Below are 21,021 nucleotides of genomic sequence, written 5' to 3'. Positions count from 1 at the left end.
CCCTCGTCTTCCCCCTCGCCTCCGGGCCAGCCCAGGCCGGTCAGCTGGTCGTCGGGGGATTCGTTGGCGCGGTCAGGCCAGCCCAGTCCTGGTCCCGTGCTCATGAAGACCTCTTCCTCGAGCCCTTTGTGCGGCGGGGCGCGCGTTCGGCTACCACACGGACAAGCGTTGTCGGCGGGTCGACCCTACCGCGCCCGACTTGCAGCAGTTCGGCCGTCCGGACCCCGAAACGCTGGAGAACCGGCTGTGCCTCGTCCAGCTCGGCCGCGGCGCGCTCGCCCTTGAGGGCGAGGAGTTCGCCGCCCGGCCGCAGCAGCGGGAGCGCCCATTTGGCAAGGCGTTCCAGTGGCGCCACCGCACGCGCCGTGGCGACGTCCACCGAGAGGTCTTTGGCCGCCTCCTCGGCTCGGGCGCGGCGGACCTCGACGTTCGGCAGCTCCAGCATGCCGACGCATTCGTTGAGGAACGTGGTGCGGCGTAGCAGCGGCTCCAGGAGCGTGATCGACAGATCGGGCCGGACGATCGCCAGCACGATGCCGGGCAGGCCGGCACCCGAACCGATGTCGACGACCGTGGCCCCCTCCGGGATGGCCTCGGCCACCACCGCGCAATTGATCAGATGGCGTTCCCAGAGGCGATCGGCCTCCCGCGGTCCGATCAGCCCACGCTCGACCCCGGCATCGGCGAGAAACGCCGCGTAACGCTCCGCGACAGGCAGCGCGTCACCGAAAACCTCTAGTGCGATCCCCACCGAACGAATCGTTCCACAAAAAACCCACGGCGGCGTACACGCGGCCGTCCGGCCCGCCGCCGAGTGCGGCCCACCGCCGAGGTGCGGCCCACCGCCGAGGTGCGGCCCGTCACGAGGTCCGGCCCGTCACCGAGGTGTGGCTCGGGCTACAGGCGGGCCCACGCATAATCGCCGTCGCCCGGGTAGAGGAGGACGAGTCTGCCCTCCCTTTGGAAGGAGGCTTCGGAGCCATGGGAATCGGAGTCAGTCTCGCCTTCATCGCCATCGGAGCGATCCTCGCCTTCGCCCTCCGCGTCGACCTCAGCGGCGTCGACATCGAGGTGGTCGGCTGGATCCTCATCCTCGTCGGCGTCGTCAGCCTGGGGTTCACCCTGCTGTACACGCGACCGCGGCGCCGCCGGGCGGGTCAGATCGTCGATGAGGCGCCCGTCTTCGGGGACGAGCCCGAGGGGGTCGTCCCCGAGCGACCCCATGAACGGCAGCCGGTGGTCGAACGTGTGGTCGAGCGCCAGGCGCCCCCGAGGCGCACCACTCGGAACGCCTCCGCACAGGACCCCGCGGTCGCGCAGGATCCGGCGATCGCGCAGGACCCGGCCCTCGTCAACCCTCCGCCCATCCAGCCCGACGAACGCCGCGTCCCCCGCCAGCGCTGACGCCGCATCCCTCGAACGCTGGCACCGGCACGCCGACGCCGCACATGAACCTCCGGCGTCCACCCGAGCACCGGGCAACGGTGATCTGAGGTCGATCCGGGAAGTCCGGTCACGAGGTGGAATGCCGACGGCCCCCGCACCCATCGGGTGCGGGGGCCGTCGGCGTCGTTCGTCAGGCGGGGTAGACGACCACGTAGCGGTCGGGCTCCTCGCCCTCGGACTCGCTGCGCAGGCCGGCCGCGGCGACCGCGTCGTGCACGATCTTGCGTTCGAACGGGGTCATCGGGGCCAGCGGCTTGGGCTCGGAGCCCTGCTTGACCTCGTCGGAGACGTCCTCGCCGAGCTTGGTCAGCTCGGCGCGGCGGCGCTCGCGGTAGCCGCCGACGTCGAGCATCAGCCGGGTCCGGTTTCCGGTCTGCCGGTGCACGGCCAACCGGGTCAGCTCCTGCAAAGCCTCCAGGACCTCACCGCGCTTGCCGACCAGCTCGTCCAGGGCCGCGCCGACGACCGCGACCATCGCACGCTCGCCCTCGACGTCCATGTCGATGTCGCCGTCGTAGTCACCGATGTCGAGCAGACCCTCGATGTAGTCGGCGGCGATCTCGCCTTCGGCCTCGAGCGCCTGGACGTCGACCTCGGTGGTGTCGGTCTGGCTCAACGGGATCTCCTTCTTCGACAAGGGCCGGGGTTCAAACTAGCGCTTCTGGCTGCCGCTGCGCTTGCTGCGCGGCTTACGGGCCGGCTGGTTGCGGACGACCTTGGCCTTCGGCTCGGGCTCGGGCTCCGGTTCCGGCTCCTTCTTCAGCTTCGCCTTCAACCCCGTGGACGGCGTGCCGTCCTTGGCGTTCTTGCCCTTGGCGGCGTCCCCGGCCGGGGCGGCGGCGTTGAGCGGCGGGTACTTGGAGTAGATGTAGTGCTGCTGCGCGAGCGTCCAGCTGTTGGACGTCACCCAGTACATGAGCACGCCCAGCGGGAAGCCCAGCCCGAAGAGGCCGAACAGCGGCGCCAGGAAGACCATCATCTTCTGCGCCTGCATCATCGGGTTGGCATCGTCGCTGACCGGCTGGCGCTTCATGCTCGACCGGACGGTGAAGAACGTCGTGCAGGAGCTGATGACCACCGCGATGCCGGTGATGACGATCGCGCTCCACGTCTTGGGGTCGCTGCCCCAGGCGTTGAGGAAGGTGTCCGGGATGTGCGCGCCGAAAATGTTGGCTTCCTGGGCGCTCTTGACCAGCTCCGGGGTGACGGCGAAGACGCCGTGACCGGGCTTGGCGTCCGAGATCCGCTTGAGGACCTGGAAGAGACCGATGAACACCGGCATCTGCACCAGGATCGGCAGGCAGCCCGAGAGCGGGTTGGCGCCGTTCTCCTGGTAGAGCTTCATGACCTCCTGGTTGAGCCGCTGCTTGTCGTTCTTGTACTTCTTGCGCAGGGCCTGGACCTTGGGGTTCAGCTCCTGCATCTTGCGCGAGGCGTGGATCTGTTTGACGAACAGCGGAACGAGCGCCAGCCGGAGCAGGACGGTGAGCAGAATGATCGAGCCGCCCCAGGCCCATCCGCTGTTCTTGGGGACGACGGTGCTCAGGCCAGTGTGCATCCACACAATGAGCTGAGCGACGATCTGGTACAGCCAATCAAGCACCGGGCAGCTCCTTGGACTCTGCTGGGGCGGGGCCGCTCTCCTCGCGGCCGGAGGTCATCGTGGGCGCTGGCGCGTCCTTCCGCGGCGGCACCGGGTCGTACCCGCCTCGGTTGAAGGGATGGCACCGGCCGATTCGACGGGCCGTCAGCCACGTGCCCCGCAACGCGCCGTGCACCTGGAGGGACTCCAGGCCGTACGCGCTACAGCTGGGCTGGAAGCGGCACTGCTGCCCGAGCAGGGGACTCAAGAAGCGGCGGTAGGCGCGGACGAGGAGAATCAGCGCACCGGCCGCGGGACTGATGCCCCGGGCCGCTTGCCCCAAGGGCATGGCACCCCCTGGCCGACTCGTCATTTCCGCCCCTTGGACGCCGGCCGCAGCAGCCGGTCGAGCGCCGACTCCAGATCCGCGGCCAGTTCGTCATGGCGCGCCGTTCCCGCGGCGGGGTTGGCGCGCACTACGAGCAGGCTACCCCCCGGGAGTCGGTCGAGGTGCCCGCGCATGAGGTGCCGGAGCCTGCGCCGGACCGAATTGCGGATCACGGCGTTGCCCACGGCGCGGGCCACGATGAAGCCTACGAGCGGCGGGGCCGGTTCCGGTGACCCGGTGGCCTCGGCCCGTTCGCGGGCGTCGTCCCGGCGAAGCAGGTGCACCACGACAGTTGGCCGTCCGGCGCGGCGACCGCGCCGGACGGCCAGCGTGAACTCGTCCCGCCGCCGCATCCGATGTACGGACGGCAGCATGTGAGGGGTCGGTCAGACCGCGATGCGGGCGCGGCCCTTGCCGCGGCGCCCGGAGAGAACGGCGCGCCCTGCACGGGTGCGCATCCGCAGCCGGAAGCCGTGCTTCTTGTGGCGGCGACGGTTGTTCGGCTGGAAAGTACGCTTGCTCACTAGAGGCTCCAGTGCTGCGGTCGGATGTGGCTTGAGGGCGAGTACTCGCATCGAGGGCCGCGTCTGGTCCCCCGCAGCGGGGGCCCACCCGAGCTACCCGTGAGGATCCGATGGCGGGCACGCGTCATTTCCATCGATGCGACTCGACCTCAGAACGTTACGGGCTACGAGCCCATCAGGTCAAACGGAACCGGCATCGCCCAATCCCCCCACTCCCACCTCGAACCACGCCACAGCGCATCGCCACCACAGGCCCGGCACGCAGGCCCGGCAGCGCGGGTCGGCACGCGAGCCGTCGCATGGGCCTGATCGTGTTGCGGGGGTGGGCCGCAGGGCGTTAGTGTCGCCCGGCGAGCCGATCCACTCTCGTGGTCCTTCAACCGGCTTCCAGATCCTCTAAGGGCCCGCCGCTCGGCGGCTGTGGAAACCTGAGGATTCCCTGACACCACCTGCCCAGCCCCTCCGCTATGGGCTTTTACACAGGCGTCCCGTGTTCGTACACAGCATGTGGACAACTCTGTGGACAACTCATGAGAGAGTGAGTCTCCCGCGGCGCGAGCGTGCCCACAGAGATGGGCCGTACCCGTGGGAAACGCCGGGCGGACAGGCACTCCGGGGCACGGAGTATTGGGGAGGGGACCTTGCGCATGGACGGTCAGGATCTCGGATCGGTCTGGGCCCGGACCCTCACGGCCCTCTCGGAGAGCGATCTCGCCCCGAGCTACCGCGCCTGGCTGCCGATGGTCCGTCCGCTCGCGCTGGTCGAGGGAACGGCGCTCCTAGCCGCGCCGAACGAATTCGCCAAGGACGCCCTGGAAACAAGGCTGCGCAACCTGATCACGCAGGCCCTGTCGCATGAGCTGGGCAGGGAGATCCGCGTTGCGGTGACCGTCCAGCCGGAGCCCCCCGGTGGGACGGGTGAACAGGGCCCCGGCCCAGGGCCGGCCTCCGGACAGGGGCAGGGACACCACGAGTCGGCGCCGTCCTATACAGGAGAGCGTCCATACGACGACCGTGACCGTTCCTATGGGGAGAAGCCGTACGGCGACCCCTCCTATACCGAGCGCGCCTACCCGGAGCAGCCCTACAAGGACCCGGGGTACGGCGACCAGACCGGCTACCCGGAACAGGGTGGTTATCCCGAACAAGGCGGCTTCGGAGACCAGGGCTACCGCCAGCCGCCCGGAGTTACCCACAGCCCCGGGGCGAACGGTGGATATCCCTCGGCCGACGACGACCGCGGGTGGCCGCAGCGTGACAGCGAACACGGCGGCGGCTACCCGGGAGCGGCGACCCGCCCTCCGGCGTACGGCGCGGGCCCCGGCGGACGTTCTCCGTTCGAGGGACAGGGACGGCAGGGCTACCCGGGACGCGGAGGGCAGGGCGTCGGCGGGTCCGAGGGGTACGGAGAGCAGAGCGGCTACAGCGATCAGGGCGGCTATGGCGAGCGTCCAGGACGGCAGCCGCACGCACCCTCACATCTGAACGACCGCACTCTTGGGCCGCTTCGTGGCGGCCGTTCCGAGGGGCAGGGCCGAGAGCCGCAACATGCTCCCGGCGGCCCGGGCAGTCCCGGCGGTTCCGGCGGTCAGGGGGGCTCTGGTGGACCCGGCGGTCCTGGGGCCGGTCCGGGCCTCGGCCAGGGGGATTCCGGCGCTGAGGGGCAGCTCGGCCATGCCGAGGACATGTACCCGAGCCAAGACCAGCAGTACCGCGGTGAGAGCCCCTTCCGAGAGGGCGAGCCGGCCGAGCATCGTGGGCCCGGTGAGTCGCGCGGCCCCGGCGACCTGCGTGAGACACGTCCTCCAGGCGGCGGCGCGGCCGGCGCGGCGGCCGGCCTGGTCGGTCCAGGTGGTCCGGGCGGGCCCGGTGGTCCTGGGGGCCCTGGCGGATCGGGGGAGCCGCGCGATGGGCGGGATCCCCGCGACCGGGACCGCGACCTCGACCGTGATTCTCGTGACCGTGATCCCCGTGACCGTGACGTGCGCGAAGGGCGCGGCCCCGGTGAGCCCCGCGGCGGGCTCGGAACGGGCGCGGCGCCACCCCCGCCTCCGGGCGGCGGTTCCGGCGCGGCTCAGGGCGCAGGGGCCGAGCACGCGAGGCTCAACCCGAAGTACACCTTTGAGACGTTCGTCATCGGGTCGTCCAACAGGTTCGCGCACGCCGCGGCGGTGGCCGTCGCCGAGCAGCCGGCCAAGGCGTACAACCCGCTGTTCATCTACGGCGACTCTGGGCTGGGCAAGACGCACCTGCTGCACGCGATCGGCCATTACGCGCAAAGCCTCTTCAACGGGGCACGCGTCCGTTATGTGAGCTCCGAGGAGTTCACCAACGACTTCATCAACTCCATCCGCGACGGTAAGGCCGACGGATTCCGACGTCGCTACCGGGACGTCGACATTCTCCTCGTCGACGACATCCAGTTCCTAGAGGGCAAGGAGCAGACGCAGGAGGAGTTCTTCCACACGTTCAACACCCTGCACAACGCGAGCAAGCAGATCGTCATCTCCAGCGACCGGCCGCCCAAGGAGCTGGTGACGCTGGAAGACCGGCTGCGCAACCGGTTCGAGTGGGGGCTCACGACCGACGTCCAGCCGCCCGAGCTGGAGACGCGGATCGCGATCCTCCAGAAGAAGGCCCGCCAGGAGGGTCTGGCGGCGCCGCCGGACGTGCTGGAGTTCATCGCCTCCCAGATCGCGACGAACATCCGCGAGCTGGAGGGGGCCCTGATCAGGGTGACGGCGTTCGCCAGCCTCAACCGCCAGTCGGTGGACATGAAGCTGGCGGAGATCGTCCTGAAGGACCTCATCCCCAACGACTCCGGACCCGAGATCACCGCCGCGATGATCATGGCTCAGACTGTGGAGTACTTCGGGACGACGATCGAGGACCTCTGTGGACCGTCGCGGTCCCGGATGCTGGTGACCGCACGGCAGATCGCGATGTACCTGTGCCGGGAGCTCACCGAGCTGTCCCTGCCCAAGATCGGGCAGCAGTTCGGCGGTCGCGACCACACCACGGTGATGCACGCCGAACGCAAGATCCGGTCGCTGATGGCCGAGCGCCGCGCCATCTATAACCAGGTCACAGAGCTGACGGGCCGTATCAAGCATCAGGCGCGCAAGCGCTGACCGGCCCCGCCCGCGCCTCAGGCACGGCCTTGGAACGCCCCTCACACGGGCCCCGGAGGGGGTCGGCGGCGGCGCGCGCCCGGCCAGTGAGAAAGGCCCAGAAAAGCGGCCTTGCGGGCGTATCGCAGGCCATCCGGAAGGGGCTCTGTACACACAGCCTGGGGATAACTCTGGGGATCCCGGTGGATAACCAGGGGAAAACCTGCGGACAACCTGAGGACGACTCGTGGATGGATTGTGGACCGCCTGGGGACGACCACCCGGCATCATGGGGACGAATCCGTGGACAACCTGGGGAAGACCTGGGGACGCCCTGGGGACGACGCCCGCCGCCGGCCCCGGTCGCCGCCGGGTGCCCGCGAGCATCTGGAAAACCTGCGGACAACCTGAGGACAACCGGTGGATGAGGTGAGGACAGACTGTGGGGATGTTCTCGTCATCCTCAGGCGGCGCCGCGCCGTCCACCGGTCATGCACAGCACCGGTGGACGAAGATAGACGGTCTCACCTGGGAAAACGAGGGATATCCACACTGTCCACCGCCCCTATGACTAGTACTGCTCTACTTCTCTATCCAAGAAAAATCTCAACTCAAATTAGGGCCTGGGGATGAAGCGCTCCGAGCGTCCCGACCAGGCCCCGTCCGGCTCACCGTTGTTGAAACCTGCAGGAGGCGGGTCCCCTTGAAGTTCCGCATCGACAGAGACGCCCTGGCCGACGCCGTGGCCTGGACCGCACGCACGCTCCCGGTCCGGCCGCCGGTGCCCGTCCTCGCCGGCATGCACATCGAGGCGAGCGACCGGCTGAAGCTGTCGGCGTTCGACTATGAGGTCTCGGCGCAGGTGTCCACCGACATCGACGTCGAGGAGCCGGGGACCGCGCTGGTGTCCGGCCGCCTCCTCGCCGAGATCTCGCGCAGCCTGCCTCCCCACCCTGTGGAGGTGACGACCGACGGGGCGAAGGTGATGCTCCGCTGTGGCAGCGCGAAGTTCACACTCCTCACCATGCCTGTGGAGGACTACCCGACACTGCCGGAGATGCCGCCGGCCGCCGGCGCTGTGGGCAGCGACGAGTTCGCCGCCGCTGTGGCGCAGGTCGCGATCGCCGCGGGCAAGGACGACACCATCCCGATGCTCACGGGCGTGCGGGTGGAGATCGAGGGCGAGACCGTCACCCTGGCGTCCACCGACCGGTACCGGCTGGCCGTACGGGAGCTGCACTGGAAGCCGGAGCGCCCGGACTTCTCCGCAGTGGCGCTCGTCCCGGCGAAGACCCTCGCCGACACCGCCAAGTCGCTCACCGCGGGCGCGGAGGTGTCCATCGCCCTCGCCGGTACGGACGCGGGCAGCGCGGGCGAGGGGATGATCGGTTTCGAGGGCGGCGGGCGCCGCACGACCTCGCGGCTGCTGGACGGCGACTTCGTCAAGTACCGCTCGCTGCTGCCGAGCGAGTACGCGGGGCTGGCCGAGATCCAGACCGGCTCGTTCATCGAGGCCGTCAAGCGGGTATCGCTGGTGGCCGAGCGGAACACCCCTGTGCGGCTCTCGTTCAGCCAGGGCGAGGTCGTGCTGGAGGCCGGGACCGGGGATGAGGCCCAGGCCGTCGAAGCGCTTGAGGCGACGCTTGAGGGCGACGACATCGACATCGCCTTCAACCCGGGGTTCCTGCTCGACGGGCTGTCGGCGATCGGCTCCGACACGGCCCGGCTCTCGTTCACGACCCCGACCAAGCCCGCCGTGCTCACCGGCAAGCCGCCGCAGGACGGGGAGAACCCTAACTACCGCTACCTGATCATGCCCGTGCGACTGTCCGGGTAGGTGCGACCGTCCGGGTAAGGGACGGTACAAAGGCATATCGGGGGTTTTCGGGGAGATCGGGGGACCCACCCGTGCGGGGGAGCCACCCTCGCAGGTCTACGCATACGCACAGGGGAGTCGAGCATGGAGCTGGGGATCATCGGCCTGGGCAAGATGGGCGGCAATATGGCCGAACGTCTGCGCCGCGGCGGTCACACCGTCGTGGGCTACGACCGCGATCCCGGCGTGAGCGACGTCGGGTCGATCGAGGAGTTGGTCGAACGGCTCGCGGCGCCGCGTGCGGTCTGGGTCATGGTGCCGGCCGGTGGTCCGACCCACGACACCGTCCACAGGCTGGGGGAACTGCTCGAATCCGGCGACGTCGTCGTGGACGGCGGCAACTCGCACTATGTGGACGACCAGAAGCACGGCGAGGAGTTGGCGGGCAAGGGCATCGGGTTCGTCGACTGCGGTGTGAGCGGCGGCGTCTGGGGCCTGGAGAACGGTTACGCGCTCATGGTCGGCGGCAGCGACGACGACGTGAAGCGGCTGATGCCGGTCTTCACGACGCTGAAGCCCGAGGGCGAGTTCGGCTTCGTGCACTCGGGCAAGGTCGGCGCCGGGCACTTCGTGAAGATGGTCCACAACGGCATCGAGTACGCCATGATGCAGGCGTTCGGCGAGGGCTACGAGCTGATCGAGGCCAGCGACGTGGTGACCGACGTGCCGGAGACCTTCCGGAGCTGGCAGGAGGGCACGGTCATCAAGTCGTGGCTGCTCGACCTGATGAACCGGGCGCTCGCCGACGATCCACAGCTCGACGAGCTCCGTGGATACGCCAACGACTCCGGTGAGGGCCGCTGGACCGTCCAGGCCGCCGTCGACCACTCGGTGCCGCTACCCGCGATCACCGCGTCCCTCTTCGCCCGGTTCTCGTCCCGGCAGGACGACTCCCCCGCGATGAAGGTGGTGGCCGCCCTCCGCAACCAGTTCGGAGGGCACGCGGTCGAGTCGGCCAAGGGCGCCGGCGCTCCTGGCACCGACGCGACCCCACCTCCCGCCTAACGCGCTGTCATGCTCGGCGCCGTCCCCGTACAGCGGTGGTCTCGTAGGGCGGTCCGCCTGGCTGTGAGCGGCCTGCGGTCTGGTGGGACGCCTGTACGGGACGGCGTGGCGGAACGTTACGTGCGCCTAAGGGAGGGATGTGCGGGGGACTTGTGGCCGACGTGGCGGCCGGGAGGCTCTACCCTCGTGTCCCGTGCACGTCGCCCACCTCTCGCTCCAGGACTTCCGCTCATACGCGACCGCAGAGGTCGCGCTTGAGCGGGGCGTCACCGCGTTCGTGGGCCCGAACGGGCAGGGCAAGACCAACCTCGTCGAGGCCATCGGCTACGTCGCCAGCCATGGCAGCCACCGGGCCGCGACCGACGCGCCGCTCGTCCGGCAGGGGGCGCCGAGGGCGATCGTCCGGGCCGGAGTGGTCAAGGACGAGCGCAAAGCGCTGATCGAGCTGGAGATCAACCCGGGCAAGGCCAACCGGGCACGGTTGAACCGCTCCCCCGTTCCCAGGCCGCGCGAGATCCTGGGGATGCTGCGCACCGTGCTGTTCGCCCCAGAGGACCTGTCCCTGGTGAAGGGCGACCCGGGAGAGCGCCGCCGGTTCATGGATGAGTTGCTCACCGCGCGCGCGCCGCGGTTCGCGGGCGTACGGTCCGACTATGACCGGGTCCTCAAACAGCGCAACGCCCTGCTGAAGTCCGCGGCAGCACACCGCAGGTCCCCCGGACCCGAGGTCCTGGCCACACTCGACGTGTGGGATTCGCACCTCGCCCGTAACGGCGCCGAGCTGCTCGCCGCTCGGCTGGAGCTGGTCGCGGCGCTACGTCCCCTGGTCGCCCGCGCGTATGAGGCGCTCGCGCCCGGTGGCGGTGACGCCGACCTTCTCTACAAGAGTTCGCTTGGCGACGTCGAGTTGTCCACAGACCGTGCACAGCTTGCCGAGCAGCTGTTGACGGGTGTTTCCGAGTCGCGCAAGCAGGAACTCGAACGCGGTGTCAGCCTGGTCGGCCCGCACCGCGACGAGCTCGTCCTGCGGCTGGGCGAGCTGCCCGCGCGCGGGTACGCGAGCCACGGGGAGTCGTGGTCGTTCGCCCTCGGGCTGCGCCTGGCGGCGTTCGATCTGCTGCGCGCGGACGGCGACGACCCCGTGCTGATCTTGGACGATGTGTTCGCCGAGCTGGACGCGGGCCGCCGCCGCCGCCTCGCCGAGATGGTCGCGCCGGCCGAGCAGGTCCTCATCACCGCGGCCGTCCCCGCCGATGTCCCGGTCGAGTTGACCGGCAACTCCTACACGGTCGCCGACGGCGAGGTCACCCGGGAGCCCGGCTGCGGCACGCCGCCTCCCGAAGGGGAGAGCGCGTGAACGATGATCCACAGGATGTGCATAACTCCCCCGGTCCGGTGAATTCCCCGAATCAAGCGGAATCCCCCGCCCCGTCCGGCAGCGGCGGCGCGGCTGGCGCTGCCGGGACGGCCGGCATGGACAAGACGGACGGCATCGGCGCCGCAGGGGATGCGGCCGGCGGGGTTCCGGCGAAGTCGGGGATCGAGCTTGCTCGGGAGGCACTCGCCCAGGCCAAAGCCGATGCGCTCAAGCGCGGCACGCTGCCCGGGCAGAGCGGCAAGCGCAAGGGAGTGAGGCCCGCGCGCGTGCGCGAGTCGGGGCGGGGCGGCGACCCCAAGGCGTTCAGCGCCGCGATCCGCGAGCTGATGGCGACGCGCGGCTGGGAACAGCGCGCGGCGGTCGGCGGCGTGTTCGGCAACTGGGCCGGCATCGTCGGTCCCGACCTGGCCGAGCACACCAAGCCGGACCGCTTCGAGGACGGCGAGCTCACGGTGGTGGCCGACTCCACCACGTGGGCCACGCAGCTTCGGCTGCTCTCCTCGACGCTGGTCCGCCGGCTGAACGAGGAACTGGGCCACGGGACCGTCCGCCGTGTGAAGGTCGTCGGCCCGTCCACGGGGCCGCGCCGGACGGGCGCCTGGCGCGTTCGCTGAAGATTTTTCACAGAAGTTATCCACAGAACGCCGTTCCACTCCCGTCCCTCGGTGGACCGGGGGCATGATCATGGCGTGCGGCGTTCACGGACGGTGGGCGTCCCGACTCGGGAGGGTGACGTGAATGTCAGTGGCCGGTGGGAACATCTGTTCGGGACGCTCGGCGGCGAGTTCAGCAGCGAGCGCCCCGTAGGCCCGAGGACCCCCCTAGGGCTATGGGGGGATGCATCTCCACATCCGCCCGGCCGCCACACGCGCATACAGCGCCCGTCAGTGCCACTTTTCGCCCCGTGACCCGGTAGAATGAAATCGGGTTCAGGATGCTGCGCCGCCATGGGTCGCCTGGGGCTCTGACCGAACATGACCAGAGCACATTGGGCGCCCTTACGTGTGTTACGGGGCACACCGCGCTCCCTCGGGCGCGGGGCGGTGAGTTTCCCCGGCAGGAGGATCTCCTTTGGCGTACGACGCTAGTTCGATCACTGTCCTTGAAGGTCTCGAGGCGGTTCGCAAGCGACCGGGCATGTACATCGGATCGACCGGGGAACGTGGCCTTCACCACCTCGTTTACGAGATCGTCGACAACTCGGTCGACGAGGCCCTGGCCGGCTATGCCGACGACATCGTGGTGACGCTGCTGGCCGACGGCGGTGTCCGGGTGCTCGACAACGGCCGCGGCATCCCGGTCGGTGAGCATCCGGTCGAGAAGCGGCCCGCCATCGAGCTGGTGCTGACCACCCTGCACGCGGGAGGCAAGTTCGACGGCAAGTCGTACGCGGTCTCCGGCGGCCTGCACGGGGTCGGCTCGGCCGTGGTGAACGCGCTGTCGACCCGGCTCGAGGCCGAGGTCCGGACCGACGGCCACGTGTGGCGGCAGGCCTACAACTGGAAGGGGCCCGTGACGGGCCTGGTCCAGGGCGAGCCGACCGAAGAGACCGGCACGCAGATCACCTTCTGGCCCGACCCCGCCATCTTCGAGACCCTCGAGTGGAACTTCGAGACGCTGTCGCGGCGGATGCAGGAGATGGCCTTCCTCAACCGCGGCCTGGCGATCACGCTGCGCGACGAGCGGCCCGAGCACATCAACGGCGAGCCGAACGTCGTCCGCTACCACTACGAGGGCGGCATCGAGGACTTCGTCCGCTACATCAACGTCAAGAAGGACCCGGCGCACGAGTCGGTGATCTACTTCGGCGACGACACCGAGGGCATGTCGCTCGAGATCGCGATGCAGTGGAACTCCTCGTACGCCGAGTCGGTGCACACCTTCGCCAACACGATCAACACGGCCGAGGGCGGCACCCACGAGGAGGGCTTCCGGGCGGCGCTGACCAGCATCGTCAACCGGTACGCCAAGGAGCAGAAGCTCCTGAAGGACAAGGACGACAACCTCACCGGCGAGGACGTCCGCGAGGGCCTCACCGCGATCATCTCGATCAAGTTGGCCGACCCGCAGTTCGAGGGGCAGACCAAGACCAAGCTCGGCAACACCGAGGCCAAGTCGTTCGTGCAGAAGGCGTGCTTCGAGCACCTGCGCGGCTGGCTGGAGAGCAACCCGGGCGAGGCCAAGGAGGTCATCAACAAGGCCACCCAGGCGGCCCGGGCCCGGGTCGCGGCGCGCCAGGCGCGCGACCTGACCCGGCGCAAGAGCCTGCTGGAGTCGACCTCGCTGCCCGGCAAGCTGTCGGACTGCCAGTCGACCGACCCGTCCCGGTCCGAGCTCTACATCGTCGAGGGCGACTCGGCGGGCGGTTCGGCCAAGGGCGGCCGTGATCCGCACTACCAGGCGATCCTGCCGATCCGCGGCAAGATCCTCAATGTGGAGAAGGCGCGGATCGACCGGATCCTCAAGAACAACGAGGTCCAGGCGATCATCACCGCGCTGGGCACCGGGATCCACGACGAGTTCGACATCGCCAAGCTCCGCTACCACAAGATCATTCTGATGTCGGACGCCGACGTGGACGGCCACCACATCAACACGCTGCTGCTGACCCTGCTGTTCCGGTTCATGAAGCCGCTGATCGAGGCCGGGCACGTCTACCTGTCCCAGCCGCCGCTCTACAAGATCAAGTGGGACGCGCGCGGCACCGACGCCGCCTACGCCTACTCCGACCGCGAGCGCGACGCGATCATCGAGGCGGGCCTCGCGGCCGGCCGCCGCGACCCGCGCCCGCGCGACCAGGTGCAGCGCTTCAAGGGGCTCGGCGAGATGAACGCCAACGAGCTGTGGGACACCACGATGGACCCCGACCACCGGGTCCTGCTCCAGGTGCAGCTCGACGACGCGGCCCAGGCCGACGAGCTGTTCAGCGTCCTGATGGGCGAGGAGGTCGAACCGCGCCGCGAGTTCATCCAGCGCAACGCCAAGGACGTGCGCTTCCTCGACATCTGAGGCTCCGGCAGGCAGTCGAGCTTCGTTCCACGACGTAGAAGAGGTCTAACAGGTGACGGACGTGACCACTGAGGGCGGCGTTCCGATCGGCGGGCGGGTCGAGCCGGTCGACATCCAGGGCGAGATGCAGAAGAGCTATCTCGACTACGCGATGTCGGTCATCGTCGCGCGGGCGCTGCCGGAGGTCCGCGACGGGCTCAAGCCGGTACACCGCCGGGTGCTGTACGCGATGTACGACGGCGGCTACCGCCCCGACCGCGGCTACTTCAAGTGCGCCCGCGTCGTCGGCGACGTGATGGGGAACTACCACCCGCACGGCGACTCGGCGATCTACGACGCTCTGGTCCGGCTCGCGCAGCCGTGGTCGATGCGCTACCCGCTGGTCGACGGCAACGGCAACTTCGGCTCGCGCGGCAACGACCCGGCCGCCGCCATGCGGTACACCGAGTGCCGCATGGCGCCGCTGGCGATGGAGCTGCTGCGCGACATCGACAAGGAGACCGTCGACTTCTCGCCCAACTACGACGGCCGGTCGCAAGAGCCGGACGTCATGCCGTCGCGGTACCCCAACCTTCTGGTGAACGGGTCGGCCGGCATCGCGGTCGGCATGGCGACCAACATCCCGCCGCACAACCTGCGCGAGGTCGCCGAGGGTGTCCGCTGGTTCCTGGAGAACTACGGCGCCGATGACGAGGAGCTCCTCGAGGCGCTCATCCAGCGGGTCAAGGGCCCCGACTTTCCCACGTCCGGCCTGATCGTCGGCCGCAAGGGCATCGAGGAGGCCTACCGCACCGGGCGCGGCTCGATCACCATGCGGGCCGTCGTCGAGGTCGAGGAGATCCAGGGCCGCACCTGCCTGGTCGTCACCGAGCTGCCCTACCAGGTCAACCCGGACAACCTCGCACTGAAGATCGCCGAGCTGGTCAAGGACGGCAAGCTCGACGGCATCGCCGACGTCCGCGACGAGACCTCCGGCCGCACCGGCCAGCGCCTGGTGATCGTCCTCAAGCGGGACGCGGTCGCCAAGGTCGTCCTCAACAACCTGTACAAGCACACCCAGCTCCAGGAGACGTTCGGCGCGAACATGCTCGCGCTGGTCGACGGCGTCCCGCGGACGCTGCGGCTCGACCAGTTCATCCGGTACTGGGTCGCGCACCAGATCGACGTCATCGTCCGCCGTACCCGGTTCCTGCTCCGCAAGGCCGAGGAGCGCGCGCACATCTTGCGCGCCCTGCTCAAGGCGCTCGACCGCATCGACGAGGTCATCGCGCTGATCCGCCGCTCGCCGTCGGCGTCCGAGGCGCAGCAGGGCCTGATGGGCCTGCTGGAGATCGACGAGATCCAGGCGCAGGCCATCCTCGACATGCAGCTGCGCAAGCTCGCCGCCCTGGAGCGCCAGGCGATCACCGACGAGCACGACAAGCTGATGGCCGAGATCGCCGACTACAACGACATCCTGGGCTCGCCCGAGCGGCAGCGCCGGATCGTCGGCGACGAACTCGCCCCGATCGTGGAGAAGTTCGGCGACGACCGGCGCACCGAGATCGTCCCGTTCGACGGCGACGTCTCGTACGAGGACCTCATCGCCGAAGAGGACGTCGTCGTCACCATCACCCGCGGCGGCTACGCCAAGCGCACCAAGACCGACCTGTACCGGGCGCAGCGGCGCGGCGGCAAGGGCGTGCGCGGCGCACAGCTCAAGCAGGACGACATCGTCGACCAGTTCTTCGTGACCACCACGCACCACTGGATCCTGTTCTTCACCAACAAGGGCCGGGTCTACCGGGCCAAGGCCTACGAGCTGCCCGACTCCGGCCGCGACTCGCGCGGGCAGCACGTGGCCAACCTCCTGGCCTTCCAGCCCGACGAGCACATCGCCCAGGTGATGGACCTGCGCGACTACCAGGTGGCGCCCTACCTGGTGCTGGCCACCAAGGGCGGCAAGGTCAAGAAGACCGCGCTCGGCGACTTCGACTCGCCGCGCACCGGCGGCATCATCGCGATCAACCTGGTCGACGACGACGAGGTGATCGCGGCCCGGCTGGTCTCGTCCGACGACGACCTGCTCATGGTCTCCACAGGCGCCCAGGCGATCCGGTTCCGCGCCGACGACGACTCCCTGCGCCCGATGGGCCGCGCCACCTCCGGCGTGATCGGGATGCGGTTCGAGGAGGACCAGGAGGTCCTCAACATGCTGGTCGTGCACGACCACGCCGACGACGTCCTGATCGCCACCGAGGGCGGCTACGCCAAGCGCACCCCGGTCGACCAGTACCCGCTCCAAGGACGTGGGGGGAAGGGCGTTCTCACCGCTAAGATCGTTCAGACTCGCGGCAGGCTGGTGGGGGCTCTGACGGTCGGCCCGGACGACGAGGTGTTCGCGATGACGTCCAACGCCGGCGTCATCCGCACCACGGCGGCGGAGATCAAGCAGTCCGGCCGGCAGACCATGGGTGTCCGCCTGATGAACCTCGCCGAAGGGGACAGCGTGGTCGCCATCGCGAGGAACGTAGAGTCCATGGAGGACTCAGAGGACTCAGACGACGCCGAGGCGGGCGATGGGGGCGACGGTGAGTGACGCCCCCCACCCCGTCACCGAGCCGCTAGGCCAGGAGGACACGTGAGCACGGAGCCCGGCAAGAGCAAGGGCCGGTCCGGCGCCGGCCGCACCAAGAAGGCGGCCGGCTCCGGCGCCACACCCAAGAAGAGAACGGTGGCCGCCGCCGCATCCAAGCCGGGCCGCGACGAGACGACCATCGACATCCAGTCCGCCGACGAGACGCGGACCGACCTGGCGAAGGTCACCGACTCCGACGACCCCCCGGCGGCCGACGACAAGCCCGCGGAGATCGCCCCCCTCGACGACACGGCCACCGACCTCCCGACCGACCTTCCGTCCGGTTCCAAGCCGTCGAAGGCGTCGAAGCCCGAGCCGTCGAGCACGACCTCCACCAAGGGGACCTCCTCCTCGTCCTCGTCCCCGCCTGCGGGCTCCGGCTCGGGTTCGGGCTCGTCGACGACGTCGGGCAAGAGCCCGGCGTCCTCGGGGACGGGCACGTCCTCTCCCTCGGGGCGGAGCACCTCGTCCGGCTCGTCCTCGAGTTCGTCTCCGGCGTCGGGGAAGGGAGCGGCGCCGGGAACGACCCCGGGTTCGGGCTCGTCGAGCGCGACCTTCTCCGGTTCGACGTCGCCGAGCGCGAGCGCCTCGAACTCGAGCAGCCCGCGGAGCACGAGCCCCAGCAGCTCCGGGTCGAGCGGTTCGCGCCCGGCCGGGTCGGGACCGGGGTCCACGACGTCCGCCACTTCGAGCTCGAACTCGTCCGGGCCGAACTCCTCCGCCGGGGGCTGGACGAAACCGGCCGAACCGGCCGGATCGGTGTCCACCGGACGCACGGAGAAGCCGCGCAAGCCCTTCGGCCGCCGTGAGGCGTCCGGATCCGGCTCCTCGGGTTCTGGGGCCGGAGCCGCGGGCTCGGGCTTCGCCGGCACCGTCCTGAAGGACAGGCCCGCCCCCTCGGTCAACGCCGCTCCCGCGGCCCCCGCGAGCAGCGACGGTCCGGCCGGACCCAAGTCGGCGCGCAAGGCGCAGCTCCAGCTGGCCCGGCTGGAGCCGTGGTCGGTGATGAAGTTCAGCTTCGTGATGTCGCTGGTCTGCTTCGTGGTGCTGCTGGTCGCCGTCGTCGTCCTGTACATGATCCTTTCCGGGCTCGGCGTCTTCGACGCGATCAGCGACACTATCAACAGCCTCACCCGGCAGCAGGGCGAGACCACCGGCGGCATCGACGCCGGAAACTGGTTCTCGTTCATCCGCGTCTTCGGCTACACGGTCCTGGTGGGTGCGCTCAACGTGCTGCTCATCACGGCCCTGTCCACGGTCGGCTCGGTCATCTACAATCTCGCCGCCGACCTGGTCGGCGGCGTCGAGGTGACCCTCAAGGAGGCCGAGTAGCATCGTCCCGCCGCCGCCCGGCCGAATCGATTTCCGGTTGCCCAGCGAGATGCGGTAATCTCTCGTTGCGCCGCCAGGGCGGCGGCACTGCGGGCCTGTAGCTCAGTCGGTTAGAGCGCATCCCTGATAAGGATGAGGCCGGAGGTTCAAGTCCTCCCAGGCCCACCAGCTCAAAAGCCCCCACCGGATATCCGGTGGGGGCTTTTTTGGCAGTAGCCCTCGACTCTCCGGATCTCCGAACAGCTCGCCGGCCGCCTTGCCGAGCCCCGACCGGTGATCTTCTTATCGAAGACGCGCGCCGGGTCGCCCCGGAGGGCACATCTACCGTCGGTGCATCAGCAGTCGGCCCTGGCGGAACTGCCGCTCCTGCTGATGAGGCTCGCGCGACACCCGGCCGACTTCGATGAAGCCGGCCTCGCGTGCCAGCGCGGCCAGGTCATCGATCGGCCACCGGTAGGCCTGCGCGACCTTGTGGTCGAAGGGCGTCACCAGCTCGCCCTCGGACTCGAAGAAGGCGAGCAGGAGGTGGCCACCCGGCGCCAGCACCCGCCTGAACTCTTTGAAGTACGCCGGTAGCTCCTGCGGCGGCGTATGAATGACGGAGTACCAGGACATGACGCCGTCCAGCGTCTCGTCGGCAAGGTCCAAGGCATCCATCGAACCGACCTCGAAGCGCAGGTCGGGAAATGCCTCGCGGGCAATGTCGATCATCGCCGGCGACAGGTCGAGACCGAAGACGTCCAGTCCCAGGCCTTGCAGGTGCGCCGTCATGTGCCCGGGGCCACATCCGAGTTCGGCGACGCGTCCACCACCGGCAGCCCGTACGACCTCGGCGAACACGGACAGCGCCGCACGGTCCAGTGGCTGGTCATCGAGCACACCCTGGACGAGCTCGGCGTAAAGGGGGGCGACAGCGTCGTAAGCCTCCGCCGTCGCACTCAGATAGGAGGAACTCGCCGTCATGACGGGCTACCTTAGCCCCCGCCTCGACCCGCTGCGGGGCCGTCGAGTTCCGCTGGTTGTCACCACGGGCGGTGGCCGTCGCCGTTGGCATGATGCCGGGCCCTGCTCGGACTGGTCCGCTCTTCGGCGTGGGTGCATCAGCGGCGCCACCGGCGAGTTGCCGGTGAGCCCGCCGCGGGCGGCGTACTTCCATTCGGGCTCGGTGGAGAGAAGGTCGCCGGACCAGGCGCAGAGGGCCATGGCGTCGTTCCAGGAGACGTGGACGACGGGGTGGTCCCAGCGGTCCTCCAGGGACGATCCAGGGCCTTCTGGGACGTGCCAGGCGGCGCCCTCGACGGCGCACCAGCAGGGGGCGCGGTCGATGCGGGGGGAGACGCGGCGGAGCGGGCCTGGGAGGAACGCAACGAACACGTGGGACCAGCCGCAGCGTCCGGCGTCGGTGCGGTAGCCGGTCGTTTCGGTGAACGTGGCGAACTCGGTGTTGGTCACCGCGCACGCGGAGATCTCGAACGCGGCGACGGTATCCGGCGCTCCGCCCGTCCGCCAGATCTCCCGCGCTCGGTCCACCGGACCGCCGCCCTGTGGAGAGTCGTTGTCCACAGGTTGTGGATAAAAGGCCCCGGATGTGGGTGAAGGTGCAGCCCGCGGCGTTTTCCGTGGTCAGGATAACGAAGATCATATTGGGGACGGCCGGTGGACGACGGCCGGCGGCGCCGGTTCGGGGCCGGGTCCGACGATCATCCACAGGCCCGGTGGGGCGAGAACGGGGCGGGCGCGGGCGCTAAGGTCCACGATCATGGGATCGAACAGCGACGCCGTCCTCAAGGTCGGCGTGATCGGGCTCGGGGACATCGCACAGAAGGCGTACTTGCCCGTCCTGTCGGCACAGCCGGGCCTGGAACTGCACCTGCACACCCGCACCCCCGCCACGCTCGACCGGGTCGGCGACGCGTACCGGCTGCCGCATCGTCACCGGACGCTCGACGGCCTGCTGGAGCAGGGGCTCGACGCCGCGTTCGTGCACGCCCCGACCGACCGGCACCCGGAGCTCACCGAGCGGCTGATCGAGGCCGGGGTGCCCGCGTACGTCGACAAGCCGCTGGCGTTCCGGTACGCCGACGCCGCGCGCCTCGCCGGGCGCGCCGAGCGCGCGGGGGTCGGCCTGACGGTCGGCTTCAACCGGCGGCACGCCCCCGTCCACACGGCGCTGCTCGACCATGCGCGCGATCTGGTCGTGATGCAGAAGAACCGTGCGGGGCTGGCCGCGCCGACGCGCGTGGTGGTGTTCGAGGACTTCATCCACGTCGTGGACACCCTGCGCTTCCTGGTGCCGGGCCCGGTCGAGCACACCGGGGTGAGCGCCCGCGTCCGGGACGGGCTGCTGCACCACGTGGTGCTCCGGCTCTCCGGGGACGGGTTCACCGCGCTCGGGATCATGAACCGGTCGAGCGGGTCGGCCGAGGAGATCGTGGAGGTCTCGGGCGGCGACGCCAAGCGCCAGGTGCTGAACCTCGCCGAGGTCGTCGATCACCAGGGCGCGGTGACGGCGCGGCGGCGCGGCGACTGGGAGCCGGTCTCGCGGCAGCGCGGCATCGAGCAGGCCGCGCTAGCGTTCCTCGACGCGGTGCGGGCCGGCGGGCCGTTCCACACCGAGGACGCCCTGCGCACCCATGAGCTGTGCGAGCGTGTCGTGGAGGAGATCGAGGCGATCGAGGGCCGCAGCATCTGACCAGGGCCGACGGTTTTCCACATCCTGTGGAAAACATGCGGCCATCCCCGCCCAAACCTTCG

Annotated in this window: 19 protein-coding genes and 1 tRNA gene; 11 read left to right on the top strand and 9 right to left on the bottom strand. The window is 69.5% G+C overall.

What is annotated here, in order from left to right; all coding sequences use genetic code 11:
• Positions 1 to 100: 100 nt before the first annotated feature.
• The gene (rsmG, locus tag OHA34_RS23820) at positions 101 to 751 is read right to left on the bottom strand and encodes a 16S rRNA (guanine(527)-N(7))-methyltransferase RsmG (RefSeq protein ID WP_329518966.1); all 651 of its coding nucleotides are present in this window, start codon (positions 749 to 751) and stop codon (positions 101 to 103) included.
• Positions 752 to 981: 230 nt separating this feature from the next.
• Between rsmG and OHA34_RS23815 the strand changes: the two genes are divergently transcribed.
• Positions 982 to 1,404, top strand: a complete 423-nt coding sequence (locus OHA34_RS23815; RefSeq protein ID WP_329518965.1) for a DUF6458 family protein — start codon at positions 982 to 984, stop codon at positions 1,402 to 1,404.
• Positions 1,405 to 1,576: 172 nt separating this feature from the next.
• Here OHA34_RS23815 and OHA34_RS23810 read toward each other — a convergent pair whose 3' ends face one another.
• Genes OHA34_RS23810 through rpmH form a run of 5 tightly spaced genes read right to left on the bottom strand, consistent with a single transcriptional unit; the run spans position 1,577 to position 3,940 of the window.
• The gene (locus OHA34_RS23810; protein WP_285939473.1) at positions 1,577 to 2,062 is read right to left on the bottom strand and encodes a Jag family protein; all 486 of its coding nucleotides are present in this window, start codon (positions 2,060 to 2,062) and stop codon (positions 1,577 to 1,579) included.
• Between the two features lie 36 nt (positions 2,063 to 2,098).
• On the bottom strand, positions 2,099 to 3,049 hold the full coding sequence (yidC, locus tag OHA34_RS23805; protein WP_285939474.1) for a membrane protein insertase YidC: 951 nt from the start codon (positions 3,047 to 3,049) through the stop codon (positions 2,099 to 2,101).
• Entirely contained in the window at positions 3,042 to 3,377 is a 336-nt protein-coding gene (gene yidD, locus OHA34_RS23800) for a membrane protein insertion efficiency factor YidD (RefSeq protein ID WP_329518964.1), read from the bottom strand. Before yidD ends, yidC begins: the two co-directional genes overlap by 8 nt.
• Before the next feature lie 20 nt (positions 3,378 to 3,397).
• Positions 3,398 to 3,790, bottom strand: coding sequence for a ribonuclease P protein component (rnpA, locus tag OHA34_RS23795; protein WP_285939476.1), 393 nt, complete (start codon positions 3,788 to 3,790; stop codon positions 3,398 to 3,400).
• Between the two features lie 12 nt (positions 3,791 to 3,802).
• Positions 3,803 to 3,940, bottom strand: a complete 138-nt coding sequence (rpmH, locus tag OHA34_RS23790) for a 50S ribosomal protein L34 (protein ID WP_285939477.1) — start codon at positions 3,938 to 3,940, stop codon at positions 3,803 to 3,805.
• A gap of 647 nt (positions 3,941 to 4,587) precedes the next feature.
• Here rpmH and dnaA point away from each other — a divergent pair.
• The 7 genes from dnaA (at position 4,588) to gyrA (ending at position 16,896) form a co-directional block, all read left to right on the top strand.
• On the top strand, positions 4,588 to 7,071 hold the full coding sequence (gene dnaA, locus OHA34_RS23785; RefSeq protein WP_329518963.1) for a chromosomal replication initiator protein DnaA: 2,484 nt from the start codon (positions 4,588 to 4,590) through the stop codon (positions 7,069 to 7,071).
• Positions 7,072 to 7,753: 682 nt separating this feature from the next.
• A complete protein-coding gene (gene dnaN, locus OHA34_RS23780) occupies positions 7,754 to 8,887 on the top strand; it encodes a DNA polymerase III subunit beta (RefSeq protein WP_285939479.1) in 1,134 nt (377 codons plus the stop codon).
• Between the two features lie 123 nt (positions 8,888 to 9,010).
• Positions 9,011 to 9,931 carry a phosphogluconate dehydrogenase (NAD(+)-dependent, decarboxylating) gene (gene gnd, locus OHA34_RS23775; protein WP_329518962.1) on the top strand — a complete coding sequence of 307 codons (921 nt, stop codon included), beginning with the start codon at positions 9,011 to 9,013 and terminating at the stop codon, positions 9,929 to 9,931.
• 193 nt (positions 9,932 to 10,124) lie between these two features.
• Positions 10,125 to 11,288 carry a DNA replication/repair protein RecF gene (gene recF, locus OHA34_RS23770; RefSeq protein WP_329518961.1) on the top strand — a complete coding sequence of 388 codons (1,164 nt, stop codon included), beginning with the start codon at positions 10,125 to 10,127 and terminating at the stop codon, positions 11,286 to 11,288.
• A gap of 116 nt (positions 11,289 to 11,404) precedes the next feature.
• Entirely contained in the window at positions 11,405 to 11,923 is a 519-nt protein-coding gene (locus tag OHA34_RS23765; protein ID WP_285939482.1) for a DUF721 domain-containing protein, read from the top strand.
• Positions 11,924 to 12,380: 457 nt separating this feature from the next.
• Complete coding sequence (gene gyrB / locus OHA34_RS23760) at positions 12,381 to 14,318, top strand: DNA topoisomerase (ATP-hydrolyzing) subunit B (protein ID WP_285939483.1); 1,938 nt, start codon at positions 12,381 to 12,383, stop codon at positions 14,316 to 14,318.
• Positions 14,319 to 14,370: 52 nt separating this feature from the next.
• Entirely contained in the window at positions 14,371 to 16,896 is a 2,526-nt protein-coding gene (gene gyrA, locus OHA34_RS23755; RefSeq protein WP_329518960.1) for a DNA gyrase subunit A, read from the top strand.
• 14 nt (positions 16,897 to 16,910) lie between these two features.
• On the opposite strand, the gene OHA34_RS23750 is transcribed toward gyrA, so the two are convergent.
• Positions 16,911 to 17,702, bottom strand: a complete 792-nt coding sequence (locus OHA34_RS23750; protein WP_329518959.1) for a hypothetical protein — start codon at positions 17,700 to 17,702, stop codon at positions 16,911 to 16,913.
• On the opposite strand from OHA34_RS23750, the gene OHA34_RS23745 reads away from it, so the two are divergent.
• Together OHA34_RS23745 and OHA34_RS23740 are read left to right on the top strand one after the other, a co-directional pair.
• Positions 17,695 to 18,267 carry a DUF3566 domain-containing protein gene (locus OHA34_RS23745; RefSeq protein ID WP_329518958.1) on the top strand — a complete coding sequence of 191 codons (573 nt, stop codon included), beginning with the start codon at positions 17,695 to 17,697 and terminating at the stop codon, positions 18,265 to 18,267. The genes OHA34_RS23750 and OHA34_RS23745 overlap by 8 nt on opposite strands.
• 91 nt (positions 18,268 to 18,358) lie before the next feature.
• Positions 18,359 to 18,435, top strand: a tRNA-Ile gene (locus OHA34_RS23740).
• A 153-nt stretch (positions 18,436 to 18,588) separates the two neighbouring features.
• Here OHA34_RS23740 and OHA34_RS23735 read toward each other — a convergent pair.
• Together OHA34_RS23735 and OHA34_RS23730 are read right to left on the bottom strand one after the other, a co-directional pair.
• Positions 18,589 to 19,230: a class I SAM-dependent methyltransferase gene (locus OHA34_RS23735; protein ID WP_329518957.1), complete on the bottom strand. Its 642-nt coding sequence runs from the start codon at positions 19,228 to 19,230 to the stop codon at positions 18,589 to 18,591.
• Positions 19,231 to 19,236: 6 nt separating this feature from the next.
• Positions 19,237 to 19,797, bottom strand: coding sequence for an SUMF1/EgtB/PvdO family nonheme iron enzyme (locus tag OHA34_RS23730; protein ID WP_329518956.1), 561 nt, complete (start codon positions 19,795 to 19,797; stop codon positions 19,237 to 19,239).
• Positions 19,798 to 20,026: 229 nt separating this feature from the next.
• Here OHA34_RS23730 and OHA34_RS23725 point away from each other — a divergent pair, with 229 nt between their 5' ends.
• Positions 20,027 to 20,959 carry a Gfo/Idh/MocA family protein gene (locus tag OHA34_RS23725; protein WP_329518955.1) on the top strand — a complete coding sequence of 311 codons (933 nt, stop codon included), beginning with the start codon at positions 20,027 to 20,029 and terminating at the stop codon, positions 20,957 to 20,959.
• Positions 20,960 to 21,021 lie beyond the last annotated feature (62 nt).

It is taken from the genome of Spirillospora sp. NBC_01491 (assembly GCF_036227065.1).
Lineage (GTDB): Bacteria > Actinomycetota > Actinomycetes > Streptosporangiales > Streptosporangiaceae > Spirillospora > Spirillospora xylanilytica.
Note: the sequence above shows the minus strand (reverse complement) of the source record. Positions and strands in the feature narration are given on the sequence as shown.